We start from the raw sequence: 13,729 nt of genomic DNA on the forward strand, positions 1-13,729 counted from the left end.
GGTGTCACGCATCTATTCAAGATGACACAGACATCCCTTCCCTTCGACCTGACCAAGGCTTCTGAAATCCTGTCCGACGCCGCAAAAGGCGCCGACGATGGTGACCTTTTTGTTGAGCGCTCCCGATCAGAAAGCTTCGTATTTGATGACGGGCGGCTGAAGTCCGCCGCGTTTGATACCGATCAGGGCTTCGGTCTTCGAGTCGTCGCCGGTGAGACGACCGGCTCCGGCTATGCTTCCGAATTGTCGCTGGACGCGATTCGCCGCGCGGGCGAAACAGCCTCGCAAGCCAAGCGCGGCTATGCAGGCCATCTCGCGACTGGACCCACTCCAACAAATCGTCGGCTCTACGACCCGATTGATCCAACCTCTGCGCCAGACTTCTCCTTGAAAACCGGCCTGCTGGCTGAAATCGATGCTTGGGCACGCGCCTATGACCCGCGCGTGGTTCAGGTCTCGGTCTCGCTCGCGGGCAGTCACAAGGAAATCGACATTGTTCGCCCGGACGGTGCAGTCTTCTCGGAAGTCCGGCCGCTCGTTCGTTTGAACGTCTCGGTGACACTGGAAGAAAACGGACGCCGCGAATCGGCTGGCGCCGGTGCCGGTGGCCGTGCTGCTTATGAAGATTGGATCCAACCGGATCGCTGGAAGGCGATGGTCCAGCGCGCCGTGAAGAAGGCGTCTGTGAATCTCCAATCCATCCCCACGCCTGCCGGACAGATGGAAGTCGTGCTTGGGCCAGGCTGGCCGGCCGTTCTATTGCATGAAGCGGTAGGTCATGGCCTTGAGGGTGACTTCAATCGCAAAGGCACAAGCGTTTACTCCGGTCGCATTGGTGAGCAGGTCGCTGCCAAGGGTGTCACCATTATTGATGATGGCAGCATCGAACGCCGCCGGGGCTCACTCTCCTTTGATGATGAGGGTACGCCGACCCAGAAGACCGTTTTGATCGAAGACGGCATTTTGAAAGGCTATATGCAGGACCGGATGAATGCGCGCCTTATGGGTCAGGCCCCGACCGGCAATGGCCGCCGCGAAAGCTATGAATCCGCCACCATGCCGCGCATGACCAACACCGTGATGCTGGGCGGCGACAAGGACCCGGACGAAATCGTCGGCTCCATCAAACGCGGCCTGTGGGCCGTGGATTTCGGCGGCGGCCAGGTTGATATCACGTCCGGAAATTTCGTGTTCCAGTGCACCGAAGCCTATCTCGTCGAGAACGGAAAAGTCATTGCACCGGTCAAGAATGCGACCCTGATCGGCCACGGCCCGACTGTACTTCAGGATGTCACCATGATCGGCAACGACTTCGCCATGGATGATGGCGTGGGGGTCTGCGGCAAGGCCGGGCAGTCCGTACCTGTGGGTGTGGGCCAGCCAACGCTCAAAGTAGGTGCCCTGACTGTAGGCGGCGCTGGCTAAATATGCCGTCATCTTGGGTAATCGGACTTGCGATGAACCGCGCCCTTTGACACTTTGCCGCCATAATTGAGTCTTGGCTCAATGCGGTGAAGTTAGAGTTGAGTTTCCTATGGCCCGTCCGGTTTCATTTATCCTGTCCGCAGCGTCAGCAGTTTTCGCGCTTGCCCTGCCCGCCTCCGCCGATGTGCAAACCCTATCCGCAGACGCTGCCCACACCCTCGTCCAGCGCGGAGAACTTATCCTTCTCGACGTGCGCACTCCGTCCGAATGGGCGATGACCGGCATGCCGCGCGACAGCGTGGGCGCCAATGTGAAAGACGTGGATTTTCTGGCTCAGGCGCGCGGTGCGGTTCTGGGAGATCTCGACTACCCTGTCGCCGTCATCTGCCGGGCGGGCAACCGCTCCACTCTGGCGGCAGCACAACTGGAAGCGGCTGGCTTTGCAGACATCTACGAGATTGTCGAAGGCATGGCCGGGTTGGAAGGAATTGGCGAGGGCTGGATCAAGCGCGGCCTGCCGACGGACCAGTTCCTGCCGCCGGATCGCTGATCCGCAAAACAGGACCACGAAAGAAAAGGGCGGCTCCCCACGGAAGCCGCCCTTTTTGTTTGCTCACAGAATAATGACTAGAACATCTCGTCAGAAACCATGGAAGATTCTGCCGGCAACTCGCTACCCTTCATCCAGCTTTTGATGATCGGCGAGATGAGCAGCATGAAGACGCCAATTCCCATCGCGACATAGCCGACATTCGCATAGACACTGACATAGGTGGCCTTCGCCGCCGCAACGTCCGTGATCTGGCCACCGATAGTCTCGGCGCCGGTCGTGCGGGCAATCACGCCCGCGAGATAATTCGACAGTCCGGAATAGAGGAACCATGCCCCCATCGTCATCCCGACAACGCGCGCCGGTGCCAACTTTGTCACCGCCGACAGGCCAACCGGCGACACCATCAATTCGCCCATCGTGTGGACCCAATAGATCAGGAAGATGAATCCAACAGCGGTCATCCCGGCGCCGGACATGCCGATGCCCCCAACCAGGGAAAGGAAACCAAGGCCTGCCAGGAACACACCAATCGCGAATTTCACCGGCGTCGACGGCTCCATTTTCCGCTTGGACAGGGCAATCCACATCCAGGCAAAGATCGGGGCGAAGATGACGATGTAGCCCGCGTTCAGGAACTGGAAGACCGGCGTCGGCACGTTGATCCCAAACATTTCCTTGTCGACCAGACGGTCCGTAAACAGGGTCAGCGATGAGCCAGCCTGCTCGAACAGGGCCCAGAATGGAATCTGCGCCAGCACGAAGTAGATCGCCGCAAACATGCGTTTCCGCTCGGTCCCCTGAAGCTGCACGAAGGAATACCCCACGAGACCAACGAAGATGGCAATACCAAGTGAGCCGACAAACCAGTCGGGAATCACTTCAGCATTCATGACGAGCAGCATGGCCACACCGATCACGAGGGCGCCGGCAAGATAGCAGGCCATCTCGACATTGATCGGGCCGAGGAAGGATTTCTTCAACGCTTCCGGGTTCGGCGGCTCAGCTTTTCCATCCAGGTATTTCTGGCCCCAAAGAAAAACGAGCAGACCCGCCAGCATACCGATACCAGCAAGTCCGAAGCCGTATTTCCAGCCCCAGAGGATGCCAATGATGCCGCAGCTCAGAGATGAGAGCAGCGAGCCGAGATTGATGCCCATATAGAAGAGGCTGAATCCGGAATCCCGCCGCGGATCGTCAAACTCATAGATCGCGCCCACAATCGTGGAGATATTGGCCTTCAAATAGCCAACGCCTGCAATGATGAAAGCCAGCGAGAGAAACAGGATGTTTGTATAGAGTTCCTGCTGCTCGATCCGTGTCGTGTAGGCGTCTTTTGCGATCTGCTGATAGACGGCCGCAGTCGGCTCTTTGGCATCATCAGCGCTTTCCAGGATCTGCAGATCCCCACTGCCCTGCTCGAAAACGATCCGGCGGGTTTCTCCATCCATGTCGACAAACAGCTGGCGTTGGTCACCGCGGCCCTCATGCTGGATCTCGATCTCGGAGCCACCCGTGACCACATATTCCTTTGAGCCACTGCCCTCGAACGCCATGCCGAAATGACCGAGGCAGAGCAGGATCGCTCCAAAGGTCACCGCCTTGCGCTGGCCGAGGTATCGGTCGGCCAGTGTCCCGCCGATAATCGTCATGACATAAACGAGCGCCGTATAGGCCCCGTACATGATCGACGACTTCTCATCCGAGAAGAGGAAATGCTGGGTCAGGTACAAGACCAGCAGGCCGCGCATCCCGTAATAGGAAAAACGCTCCCACATCTCGGTAAAGAACAAAATGGCCAACCCCTTAGGATGGCCGAAAAATGAGGTATCGCGGGGTTTGCCCGCTGCACCATTCGCAGTGATGTCTGTCACGCGTTCAACTCCCCGGAAATTCTTACGAACCGGTAGTTTGACCACGCAAACGCCTAGCTCTCAAGGCAGCTTGTGCCAATTGAGAAGCCCGGATGAGGGAATTTATTCCCTTAATAGGCCTGATCGACGAAAATGCGGCTCAGATCGCCCTGCCACTCGCCATGATATTTTTCGAGAAGGCGCTCGGCGGGCGTGAGTCCTGTCCGCGCGATCTCATCAAGTTCACTGAGATAGCCCGTTTCATCATCGCCCGACACAGAAAGATTTGCGCGACGTTTCAGACCGGCCCGGGAAATGTCCAGCACGCCAAGCGCGAGGTCCTGCATGGTGCGGCCACCCGGCACAGGCGTACGCAGGCCTAGCGTACGTACTCCCTGCCGCATCGATTCGCGTTCCGCATCTGACCAAGACTTCACCAGGTCCCAGCAGGCATCCAGACTTTCTGAGCAATACAGCAATCCGGTCCAGAAGGCGGAAAATGCACATAGATGACTCCATGGACCTCCATCAGAACCGCGCATCTCCAGAAATTGCTTGAGACGGACTTCAGGGAAGATCGTCGAGAGATGGTCCGCGAAATCGTCCATCGCCGGCTTCTCGCCGGGCAGAATGGGCAGTTTCCCATCCATGAAGTCGCGGAAAGAGAGACCGCTTGCGTCTAGGTATTTGCCGCCGCGCCGGACGAAATACATCGGCACGTCCAACGCATAATCCACGTAACGTTCGAATCCGAACCCGTCCTCGAACACGAAGGGCAGCATGCCCGTACGGTCGGGATCTGTGTCAGTCCAGATTTGCGACCGGTAGGACAGGAAGCCGTTCGGGCGACCTTCCATGAAGGGCGAGTTCGCAAACAGCGCCGTGCCGAGCGGCTGTAGCGCCAGCGAGACGCGGAACTTCTTCACCATGTCCGCTTCGGAGGCAAAGTCGAGATTGGCCTGAACCGTACATGTGCGAAACATCATCTGCCGTCCCAGACGGCCGACCTTGTCCATATAGTCCATCATGATGCGGTAGCGGCCTTTGGGCATCACCGGCGTTTCGGCGAGACTCCAGACCGGGCTCGCACCGAGGCCCATGAAAGCAACGCCCAGCGGATCGGCAATGTCTCGGACTTCGCGCAAATGCGAGCCCACTTCATTACAGGTCTGGTGCATGGTTTCGAGTGGCGCACCCGACAGCTCGAACTGACCGCCCGGCTCCAAAGATACGCTTGCGCCATCCTTCTTCAGACCAATCAGCTTGCCGCCTTCGACGATTGGCTGCCAATCAAACCGGTCGCGCAGGCCTTCCAGAATTGCCAGAACGGAGGCCTCACCTTCGTAGGGAAGCGGGCGCAAACCATCGCGCAGAAAGCCGAACTTCTCATGTTCAGTCCCAATGCGCCAATCTGCTTTCGGCTTGTTGCCAGCCTCGAAATACTCGACCAGCTCGGATTTCCCCGAGATACGCTGGGAGTTTTCGTCGATATCCGACGTCGGCGTGGTCACAATGGAGGCCTCCCCTCAAACTCTTGCTGTGAGTGCACATAGGGATGTTTCGCTCGAGCGCCAACCGGGTTATTCTCACAAGTTCGTTTATTCCCGCAGGTGAGACTGATGACGCGATTTACCACAGAAGAACGCGATGACCTCAAAGTCTGGGCACGCATCCATGTGCGTGGTGGCTATGAACCCGTCGAGGAAATCGAGGAAATCCTTCTGGATCTGACCGAGGAGTTCGAGTCGCCTATTTCAGAGCGTGACCGGCAATCCGAGATTCGGTCCGCGCTGATTCAGGAAATCGAGGCCGTGCAGTCAGAGCAGGCCAAGTGGCCAGTGCTGACAGACTTCGACCGTCTGGAACTCGCCTTCGACATGCTGGATGACAAGGATATTGTCGCCCGACAGAATTTCACGTGCTGCGGCACATGCGGAGCTGCGGAGATCAATCTCGAAATTGAGGAGTTCGAAGCCTATGGCCGTCGGGCACGCGGCTACGTCTTCTTTCACCAGCAGGACACGGAAAGCGCGGTCGAATCCGGCAATCTCTATCTCAGCTACGGAGCCTCAAATAATACGGCGGACGCGGTGTTCCTCCAGATTGGCCAGGAAATCTTCGATACGCTGAAGGCCGTTGGGCTGAACGCTCACTGGGACGGCAAGCTGGAACATCGCATCGGGATTACGCTTGAGTGGCAACGTCGATGGGAAAGTGCCGTACCGAAGCCCATGAAGCGGTGGCCCTTCTAGGTCCAGTCACCACACACCGCTTGCCAAAGGGTGAGCGCCGAGACGACCGCCGTTTCCGCCCTTAAAATTCTGGGGCCAAGGCTAATAGGATAAGTATCCGCACGCGAACGCAGGAATTGGCGTTCATCTTGGCTGAATCCACCTTCAGGGCCGATAAGGATCGCTGCACTGCGATCTTTCAGGGAGTCCAGCACCGAAAGAGCGGCGCCTGCCCGTCCGGACTCCCCGCCCCAAGGCTTGGACTCGTCCTCACCAGCTTCATCACAGAAGATCAGCGCCGTGTCGTCGTCCAGTTGAGCAAGCGCTTCTTCCAGAACCACGAGGTCAGAAATTTCCGGCAGATCAAGCCGTTCAGTTTGTTCCGCAGCCTCGAGGGCAATCTTGTTGAAGCGATCCAGCCGGACAGTTCGTGTTTGCGTGAACTGCGTGATCACAGGCTGAATGGAGCGGGCACCAAGTTCGGTTGCTTTCTCGACGATGAAGTCAGTTTCCGCCTTTTTCACTGGCGCAAACAACAATGCGAGATGGGGTGTGTCTGCGCTCATCTGTTCGCGCGTTTGCTCGACCGGGATGATAATGGCCGTCTTGCCCTCAGGGGGCCCGAGCTCGCACAACCACTCTCCGTTGAGGCCATTGAATGTACGAAGTCGGTCACCCGGAGATAAACGCATGACCCGCATCAGATATTTTGACGCGTCCTCTTCCAACCGGAGTGGTACAGAAGGCTCGAGAAGGGCCGACACAAAAAGTCGCGGTATTGAACTCATATGTACGACATACCTTCTATCAGCAGGAAACTCAGCACGAGGTGATCATGGCGGACCAGACTATCAAATCCGTAAATCCGGCAAATGACACAGTCATCGAGGAATTTACACCCCACACTCCAGCACAAGTAGCAACCGCCATAAGAGACGCGGACGAGTGCTTTTCTGACTGGCGCAAGACCAGCTTCGAATATCGCGCCGAGCTGATGCTGAAGGCGGCGGACATATTGGAAGCCAATGCTGACCGTTACGCCGCTGACATGACCACCGAAATGGGTAAACCTCTCGGCCAGGCCAGAGCCGAAGTGAACAAGTGCGCCTGGGTGTGCCGGCACTATGCCGAACAGGCCTCGAACTACCTTGCCGACGAACCGATCGAGAGCAGCGGCACAAAAGCCTATGTCCACCACCTTCCGCTCGGTGTGATCCTCGCAGTCATGCCTTGGAATTTTCCCTTCTGGCAGGTGTTTCGCTTCGCTGCCCCGATCCTGATGGCGGGCAATACGGGCCTGCTGAAGCATGCATCCAACGTGTTCCGCTCTGCCCTCAACATCGAAGAAGTCTTCGTGGAAGCAGGCTTTCCGCGAGGCGCTTTCCAGACACTCCTGATCGGGTCAAAACACGTCGAAAGTGTTATCAAGGATGATCGCGTAAAAGGCGTTTCACTCACAGGCTCCGGCTCTGCAGGTGGAGCGGTTGCAGCAACTGCGGGCAAGGCCATCAAGCCCTCCCTTCTCGAACTTGGTGGATCCGACGCATTTATCGTCATGCCCTCCGCTGACCTCGAAAAAGCACTCGACACAGCCGTCAAAGCCCGGACCCAGAACAATGGTCAGTCCTGCATCGCCGCAAAGCGTTTTTTCGTCCACGCCGACGTTTATGACGCGTTCAAGAGCGGCTTTGAGGCTCGCTTCAAAAACCTCAAAGTCGGCGACCCAACCGAGGACGGGACCCATATTGGACCTCTTGCTACCGCGTCCATTCGCGATGAGCTCGTCGAACAGGTCGAAAAGTCGGTCAAGGCTGGGGCCACCGTTTTCCATGCGGGCAACACCCTGCCCGATACCGGAAACTGGTTTGATCCATGCATAGTGATCGGCGCTCCAGAGGGCAGCCCGTCAGCCGACGAGGAAATGTTCGGACCAGTCGCCAATCTCTGGAAAGTGAATGACCTGGACGAGGCCATCGGCCGCGCAAACCACAGTATTTTCGGACTCGGATCAGTCATTTTCACGCAAGATAAAGTCGAAATGGATCAGGCCGTCAGCGAATTGGAGGCTGGTGCCACGTTCGTCAACGCGATGGTCTCATCTGATCCTCGGATGCCGTTCGGGGGGATCAAACAGTCCGGCTATGGGCGAGAACTGGCCGCTGACGGCGTCAAGGCCTTCGTAAACCGCAAGACCGTGTTCATCGCCTGAACCAGACTGCGTTAGCGCCAGAGGGATTTTCTGGCACTATTCGCCTCGTGCTTGTCTGTGGCTGTTTGAAACACAGAATTTCGGTATAAGCCGCTGCGATGGACGACACACGCACGATTCCAGCCGATAGTGCCCTGCCCGGATGGCTGTCTGGCCTGCCGCTTGGCTGGCAACCCTATGCCATGCTGGCCCGGTGGGACCGGCCGGTGGGCATCTGGTTGCTCTATCTGCCATGCTTGATTGGTCTGGCATTCCAGCGATTGATTACGGGCGTTTATGTTTTTGATCTCGTCTGGGCGATCCTGTTCCTGCTCGGCGCGGTAGCCATGCGTGGAGCAGGCTGCACATGGAACGACATAACGGATCGGAACTTTGACGCCAGCGTGAGCCGCACAGCACTACGACCACTTCCATCCGGCGCGGTCACGCTAAAACAAGCCTACTATTTTCTCGGAGCCCAACTTCTGATCGGATTTACTGTCTGGCTCCTGTTGCCATTGGACGCAAAATTCGTCGCGCTACTATCGATACCGCTGGTCGTCGCATACCCCTATATGAAGCGCGTGACCTGGTGGCCTCAAGCCTGGTTGGGCCTGACGTTCAATTGGGGGGTCCTGGTTGGCGCGGCCGTTGCATCCCATGTCAGCTTTCCCGTCATCGTGCTGTATGCTGGCCTGATACTGTGGACGATCGCTTATGATACCATCTACGCGCTTCAGGATCGTGAAGACGACGCCCTGATTGGTGTCCGGTCCACCGCGCGCCTCTTCGGCAAGCGGGCAGTACTGATCAGCTTCTGCTTCCACCTCGGCGCAGCGGCGCTTATCGCCCTCGCAGCTGCCATGAATGAGGCCGGTCGAATAGGCGCGCTGACCGCGTTGTTATTCCTCGCTCACGGCGTCTGGCAGTCAGTGCGACTGAAGTCGAGCCGTGAGCAAGCCGCGCTTGCCGTGTTCAAATCCAATGTCTGGGCGGGCGCCCTTGTTGCATTTGGCTTCGCCCTGTCCGCCATGGCACCGGAGCCGACACAGAGTTCGCTATTTGCTGACCATGAGCTTGTTCCAGACGGTCCTCCTTCCACGATGAGCCTGCCCTTCGGGTTCGAGATGAAACATGCACGCCCGTCTCCTTCAGAATCTGGTGAGACTTGGTTTGCGAGTGCAGCCCTCAGAGCCCTAAAGCGCGAAGGCGTGATTGGACCGGACGAAGGCGCGCCCTCCGCACCTTGACCCCTTCAAGGTGCGACGCATGCGCTCGCCCCTGTCCGACCCCGTTGTCTCCGCAGCAAAAAGGCGAGATCGAAGAGTATGACCTCTTATGACCAAACGCCGCCGCCATTTTCCGAAGACAGCCTGGATCCATCTGACTGGAATGCCTTTCGCAAGCGGTTGCATGCCATGGTCGACACTGCCGTCGATAAGATGGAGCATACGCGCGAAGGCAGAGTCTGGACGCCGCCTCCCGAGGATATGAAAGACGCTTTCAGTCTTTCGGAAACCGGCCTGCCGCCGGAAAGTGTAGACTCTATTATGCGGGAGTTGCTGCCATATGGTGTCGGAAACACGCATCCGCGCTTCTTCGGCTGGGTGCATGGGGCAGGCACACCGTCCAATCTGGTTGCAGATATTATCACAGCGGCGATCAACGCGAATACTGGCGGTCGCAATCATGGTGCGATTGAGGTGGAGCGCCAACTGATAGACTGGTGCAAGCGTCTCTTCTCTTTTCCGCAGGATGCGAGCGGCCTGATCGTTTCAGGCACATCAATGGCGACCATCATTGCACTGAAGGCCGCACGTGATGCCCATCTCGACTTTCACAGTCGCGCCGAAGGCATGGGGACACACAGACTGGTCGGCTACACATCCAGTGAAGCCCATGCCTGCATTGCGCGGGCATTCGACTTGCTCGGCCTAGGCACCGCTGCATTGCGCAAGATCCCGGTTACGCCAGCACATCAAATCGATGTCTCGGCGTTGCAGGAGGCGATAACAGCAGATCGCGCAGCAGGATTCGAGCCCTTTCTGGTCGCAGGCACGTGCGGCTCGGTGAATGCAGGTACCGTCGACGACCTCGCCGCGCTGGCGGAAATGTCGGAAGCAGAAGACCTGTGGTTCCATGTTGATGGCGCATTCGGTGCACTCGGCATATTGAGCGACCGGTTGCGTCCGCATCTGAACGGGCTGGAGCGTGCGGACTCAATTGCTTTCGATTTTCATAAATGGCTTCACGTGAATTACGATGCAGGTTGCATCCTGATCCGCTCGGGCCAGACGCACTTGAAAACTTTCTCAGACCGTCCGGATTATCTCAAATCAGCAGACCGCGGGCTGGCCGCGGGTGGTACTTGGCCGGTTGAACTCGGGCCAGAATTATCGCGCGGGTTTCGGGCGCTTAAAGTCTGGGCGCAGATCGCCGAGCATGGTGAAGCCAAGCTTGGCAGGCTGATCACTCAGAACTGCGACCAAGCCGCTTATCTGGGCGAACTGGTTCGGACCACACCTGAACTGGAGTTGCTGCTTCCTGTCTCAATGCAGATTTGTTGCTTTCGATATCTGCGCGGAGACCTGTCCGATACAGAATTGGACGAGCTGAACGCGGAGATTGTCGTCCAGCTGCAACTGCAAGGTATAGCCGCACCTTCGACCACGAAGATAAATGGGCGCGTGGCGATCCGCGTGAACATCACAAACCACCGGACCCGGCGCTCTGACCTGGACCTGCTTGTTCGCGAAATCCTGCGAATTGCGCGGGAAGTTCTGAGTTCTGACTGACACGTTATTTGCGTCTGGGCAGATGCATACCTAGATTGGTCGCATGACACTTGTAATCGAAATGGTATCGGACCTGGTTTGCCCCTGGTGTTGGCTTGGCAAGCGCAGGATGGACGACGCAATCAAACTGGTCCCGGAACTGGACGTGGAACTGATCTTCCGTCCTTTTGAACTGGACCCGACAATTCCTGTCGAAGGCGTCGACTACAAGGCGCATATGAAGGAGAAGTTCGGCTCTGATTCCGGAAGGGATCGCGCCAACACCATGCGTGACGCCCTGATCCAATACGGACAGGAAGAAGGCATCCCTTACCAGTTCGACCGGATCACGCGCCGCCCGAACAGTTTCAATGCGCACCGCCTTGTGCGCTGGGCACAGGGTCAGCAGAAGGGTGCAGAAGCCAAGGAAGCGCTTTTCAAGGCATACTTCTCCGATGGACGTGACATTGGAGAGACCGAGGTACTGGTCGACATTGCGCGTGAGATCAATCTCGACCCATCCATTGTCGCTGAATTGATGCCCACCGATGCCGACGTCGAGAATGTCCGCAACGAAGAAGCCCTGTTCCAGCAAATGGGCATAAGCGGTGTGCCGACATACATCGCGCATCGACGTATCGCCGTTCAGGGGGCCGAGACCGCTGAAAAGTTGGCGAAGTTTCTCCAACACGCCGCAACGCAGTTACCGGAAGAACGCCCAGCCCAGGGCTGATCAGACGATCTACCACTCCCAAAACGCAGAACGCCGCCCCGAAAGGGCGGCGTTCCTGTTTGCCTAAATGTCGGTTCGGTTAGTGAACCATCGCCGCCTTGAGGCTTTCGAGATAATCGTAGTGCTCTTGCAATGCGAGCTTGGCGCTGTCGCCCTTATCCAGCGACTGGATTTTCAAAAGCGTCTCGTCGAGCTCCTTCTGGACATCCTCGACTTTCAGCTTGTCCAGCATGCGGGCTTCTTCCGCCAGAATGGTCAGGCCTTCGGCCGTCACATCGGCAAAACCACCACGCACAAAGATGCGCATCTTGACAGTGTCGCCTTCCAGAACACGAACAACACCATTCTTGAGCGTGGTCATGAACGGAGCATGGTTTGCAAGCACGCCGAACTCACCTTCCGAGCCGGGGGCAATCACGTGATCCACCTCGCCGGAGAAAAGTTCTCTGGCGGGAGATACGAGTGAGAAGTGGAGTTTGTTGGCCATTCGTCCCTGTCCGTTATCGCTTAGGCGTCAGCCAGCATCTTTTCAGCTTTGGCTTTCGCCTCATCGATATTGCCGACCATGTAGAAGGCCTGCTCTGGCAGGTGGTCATACTCGCCCGCGATCAAGCCTTTGAATGCCGTGATCGTGTCTTCGAGTTTCACCTGCACGCCCGGCGAACCGGTGAAGATTTCAGCCACATCGAACGGCTGCGACAGGAAGCGCTCAACCTTACGGGCGCGAGCCACGGCCAGTTTGTCGTCTTCCGACAGTTCGTCCATGCCGAGGATGGCGATGATGTCCTGCAGTTCCTTGTAGCGCTGCAGGATTTCCTGCACGCCGCGCGCCACGTTGTAGTGGTCTTCGCCGACGACCATCGGGTCAAGGATACGGCTGGTGGAGTCCAGCGGGTCCACAGCGGGGTAGATGCCCTTTTCAGAGATCGCGCGGTTGAGAACCGTGGTCGCATCAAGGTGGGCAAACGATGTGGCAGGCGCAGGGTCGGTAAGGTCATCGGCCGGCACGTACACGGCCTGGACCGAGGTGATCGACCCCTTGTTCGTCGAGGTAATGCGTTCCTGCAGCATACCCATGTCGGTTGCCAGCGTGGGCTGGTAGCCCACAGCGGACGGGATACGGCCCAGAAGTGCGGACACCTCAGCGCCGGCCTGGGTGAAGCGGAAGATGTTGTCGACGAAGAACAGAACGTCCTTGCCTTCTTCATCGCGGAAGTATTCAGCCTGGCAGAGGCCCGTGAGGGCGATACGGGCACGCGCGCCCGGAGGCTCGTTCATCTGACCGTAGACCAGTGCGATCCGGCTCTCGCCTTCCAGGTTGATAACCTTGGATTCGATCATCTCGTGGTACAGGTCGTTTCCTTCGCGGGTCCGTTCACCGACACCGGCGAACACCGAGTAGCCACCGAACAGTTTCGCGATGTTATTGATCAGTTCCATGATCAGAACCGTCTTGCCCACACCGGCACCGCCGAACAGGCCAATCTTGCCGCCCTTCACGTATGGGCAGAGCAGGTCGATGACCTTGATACCGGTGACGAGCACTTCGGATTCGGTCGATTGGTCGACGAATTCAGGCGCTTCTGCGTGGATCGAACGGCGCATGTCTGTATCTACCGCGCCGCGTTCGTCGATCGGCTCACCGATCACGTTCATGATGCGGCCGAGTGTGGCCGGGCCGACGGGAACCATGATTGGAGCGCCGGTATCGGCAACTGCCTGACCGCGCACGAGCCCCTCAGAGGAGTCCATGGCGATGGTGCGGACCGTGTTCTGGCCGAGGTGCTGGGCAACCTCAAGCATCAGGCGGTTGCCATTATTGTCGGTTTCGAGCGCGTTGAGGATGGCGGGCAGTTCGCCGTCGAATTCGACGTCGACAACAGCACCGATAACCTGGGACACGCGGCCTTTAGCGTTTGCGGGAGTGCTCATGCGGGTCGTCTCCTTTGGAGCGGGTATATGGATACAGTCTTGG

12 protein-coding genes are annotated in these 13,729 nt (G+C 57.8%); 7 read left to right on the top strand and 5 right to left on the bottom strand.

The features are described from left to right. Positions 1-21: 21 nt before the first annotated feature. Both tldD and B2344_RS12215 read left to right on the top strand, forming a co-directional pair. Positions 22-1,425, top strand: coding sequence for a metalloprotease TldD (tldD, locus tag B2344_RS12210; protein WP_290485306.1), 1,404 nt, complete (start codon positions 22-24; stop codon positions 1,423-1,425). Between the two features lie 109 nt (positions 1,426-1,534). Next, positions 1,535-1,975: a rhodanese-like domain-containing protein gene (locus tag B2344_RS12215; RefSeq protein ID WP_290485307.1), complete on the top strand. Its 441-nt coding sequence runs from the start codon at positions 1,535-1,537 to the stop codon at positions 1,973-1,975. A gap of 77 nt (positions 1,976-2,052) precedes the next feature. Here B2344_RS12215 and B2344_RS12220 read toward each other — a convergent pair whose 3' ends face one another. Next, positions 2,053-3,753 carry a peptide MFS transporter gene (locus B2344_RS12220; protein WP_349679797.1) on the bottom strand — a complete coding sequence of 567 codons (1,701 nt, stop codon included), beginning with the start codon at positions 3,751-3,753 and terminating at the stop codon, positions 2,053-2,055. A gap of 206 nt (positions 3,754-3,959) precedes the next feature. Next, on the bottom strand, positions 3,960-5,339 hold the full coding sequence (locus B2344_RS12225; RefSeq protein ID WP_206990664.1) for a glutamate--cysteine ligase: 1,380 nt from the start codon (positions 5,337-5,339) through the stop codon (positions 3,960-3,962). A gap of 108 nt (positions 5,340-5,447) precedes the next feature. Here B2344_RS12225 and B2344_RS12230 point away from each other — a divergent pair, with 108 nt between their 5' ends. Further along, positions 5,448-6,080: a DUF6891 domain-containing protein gene (locus B2344_RS12230; protein ID WP_290485309.1), complete on the top strand. Its 633-nt coding sequence runs from the start codon at positions 5,448-5,450 to the stop codon at positions 6,078-6,080. Here the strand turns inward: B2344_RS12230 and B2344_RS12235 are convergent. Further along, on the bottom strand, positions 6,077-6,847 hold the full coding sequence (locus B2344_RS12235; protein ID WP_290485310.1) for a 16S rRNA (uracil(1498)-N(3))-methyltransferase: 771 nt from the start codon (positions 6,845-6,847) through the stop codon (positions 6,077-6,079). The two genes, B2344_RS12230 and B2344_RS12235, sit on opposite strands and share 4 nt — an antisense overlap. A 47-nt stretch (positions 6,848-6,894) precedes the next feature. On the opposite strand from B2344_RS12235, the gene B2344_RS12240 reads away from it, so the two are divergent. From B2344_RS12240 to B2344_RS12255, 4 genes are all read left to right on the top strand, one after another. After that, complete coding sequence (locus B2344_RS12240) at positions 6,895-8,268, top strand: NAD-dependent succinate-semialdehyde dehydrogenase (protein WP_290485311.1); 1,374 nt, start codon at positions 6,895-6,897, stop codon at positions 8,266-8,268. Between the two features lie 98 nt (positions 8,269-8,366). Next, positions 8,367-9,497, top strand: coding sequence for a 4-hydroxybenzoate octaprenyltransferase (gene ubiA, locus B2344_RS12245; RefSeq protein WP_290483838.1), 1,131 nt, complete (start codon positions 8,367-8,369; stop codon positions 9,495-9,497). A 78-nt stretch (positions 9,498-9,575) separates the two neighbouring features. Next, positions 9,576-11,042 (top strand): pyridoxal phosphate-dependent decarboxylase family protein, encoded by a 1,467-nt coding sequence (locus B2344_RS12250; RefSeq protein WP_290485312.1) that lies wholly within the window; start codon positions 9,576-9,578, stop codon positions 11,040-11,042. A 43-nt stretch (positions 11,043-11,085) separates the two neighbouring features. Beyond that, positions 11,086-11,754, top strand: coding sequence for a DsbA family oxidoreductase (locus tag B2344_RS12255; RefSeq protein ID WP_206990670.1), 669 nt, complete (start codon positions 11,086-11,088; stop codon positions 11,752-11,754). A 79-nt stretch (positions 11,755-11,833) separates the two neighbouring features. Here B2344_RS12255 and B2344_RS12260 read toward each other — a convergent pair whose 3' ends face one another. Both B2344_RS12260 and atpD read right to left on the bottom strand, forming a co-directional pair. Continuing rightward, the gene (locus B2344_RS12260; RefSeq protein WP_206990671.1) at positions 11,834-12,241 is read right to left on the bottom strand and encodes a F0F1 ATP synthase subunit epsilon; all 408 of its coding nucleotides are present in this window, start codon (positions 12,239-12,241) and stop codon (positions 11,834-11,836) included. A gap of 20 nt (positions 12,242-12,261) precedes the next feature. Continuing rightward, positions 12,262-13,686, bottom strand: a complete 1,425-nt coding sequence (atpD, locus tag B2344_RS12265; protein WP_290479583.1) for a F0F1 ATP synthase subunit beta — start codon at positions 13,684-13,686, stop codon at positions 12,262-12,264. Positions 13,687-13,729 lie beyond the last annotated feature (43 nt).

Origin of the sequence: Hyphomonas sp. UBA3195 (assembly GCF_002366485.1) — a bacterium.
Taxonomy (GTDB): domain Bacteria; phylum Pseudomonadota; class Alphaproteobacteria; order Caulobacterales; family Hyphomonadaceae; genus Hyphomonas.

What these genes read in the sequence shown, in the direction of transcription:
- atpD (WP_290479583.1), bottom strand. Translation starts at nt 13,686, where the DNA reads ATGAGCACTCCCGCAAACGCTAAAGGCCGCGTGTCCCAGGTTATCGGT.
- B2344_RS12235 (WP_290485310.1), bottom strand. Translation starts at nt 6,847, where the DNA reads ATGAGTTCAATACCGCGACTTTTTGTGTCGGCCCTTCTCGAGCCTTCT.
- B2344_RS12260 (WP_206990671.1), bottom strand. Translation starts at nt 12,241, where the DNA reads ATGGCCAACAAACTCCACTTCTCACTCGTATCTCCCGCCAGAGAACTT.
- B2344_RS12215 (WP_290485307.1), top strand. Translation starts at nt 1,535, where the DNA reads ATGGCCCGTCCGGTTTCATTTATCCTGTCCGCAGCGTCAGCAGTTTTC.
- B2344_RS12240 (WP_290485311.1), top strand. Translation starts at nt 6,895, where the DNA reads ATGGCGGACCAGACTATCAAATCCGTAAATCCGGCAAATGACACAGTC.
- B2344_RS12250 (WP_290485312.1), top strand. Translation starts at nt 9,576, where the DNA reads ATGACCTCTTATGACCAAACGCCGCCGCCATTTTCCGAAGACAGCCTG.
- ubiA (WP_290483838.1), top strand. Translation starts at nt 8,367, where the DNA reads ATGGACGACACACGCACGATTCCAGCCGATAGTGCCCTGCCCGGATGG.
- B2344_RS12230 (WP_290485309.1), top strand. Translation starts at nt 5,448, where the DNA reads ATGACGCGATTTACCACAGAAGAACGCGATGACCTCAAAGTCTGGGCA.
- tldD (WP_290485306.1), top strand. Translation starts at nt 22, where the DNA reads ATGACACAGACATCCCTTCCCTTCGACCTGACCAAGGCTTCTGAAATC.
- B2344_RS12220 (WP_349679797.1), bottom strand. Translation starts at nt 3,753, where the DNA reads ATGTGGGAGCGTTTTTCCTATTACGGGATGCGCGGCCTGCTGGTCTTG.
- B2344_RS12255 (WP_206990670.1), top strand. Translation starts at nt 11,086, where the DNA reads ATGACACTTGTAATCGAAATGGTATCGGACCTGGTTTGCCCCTGGTGT.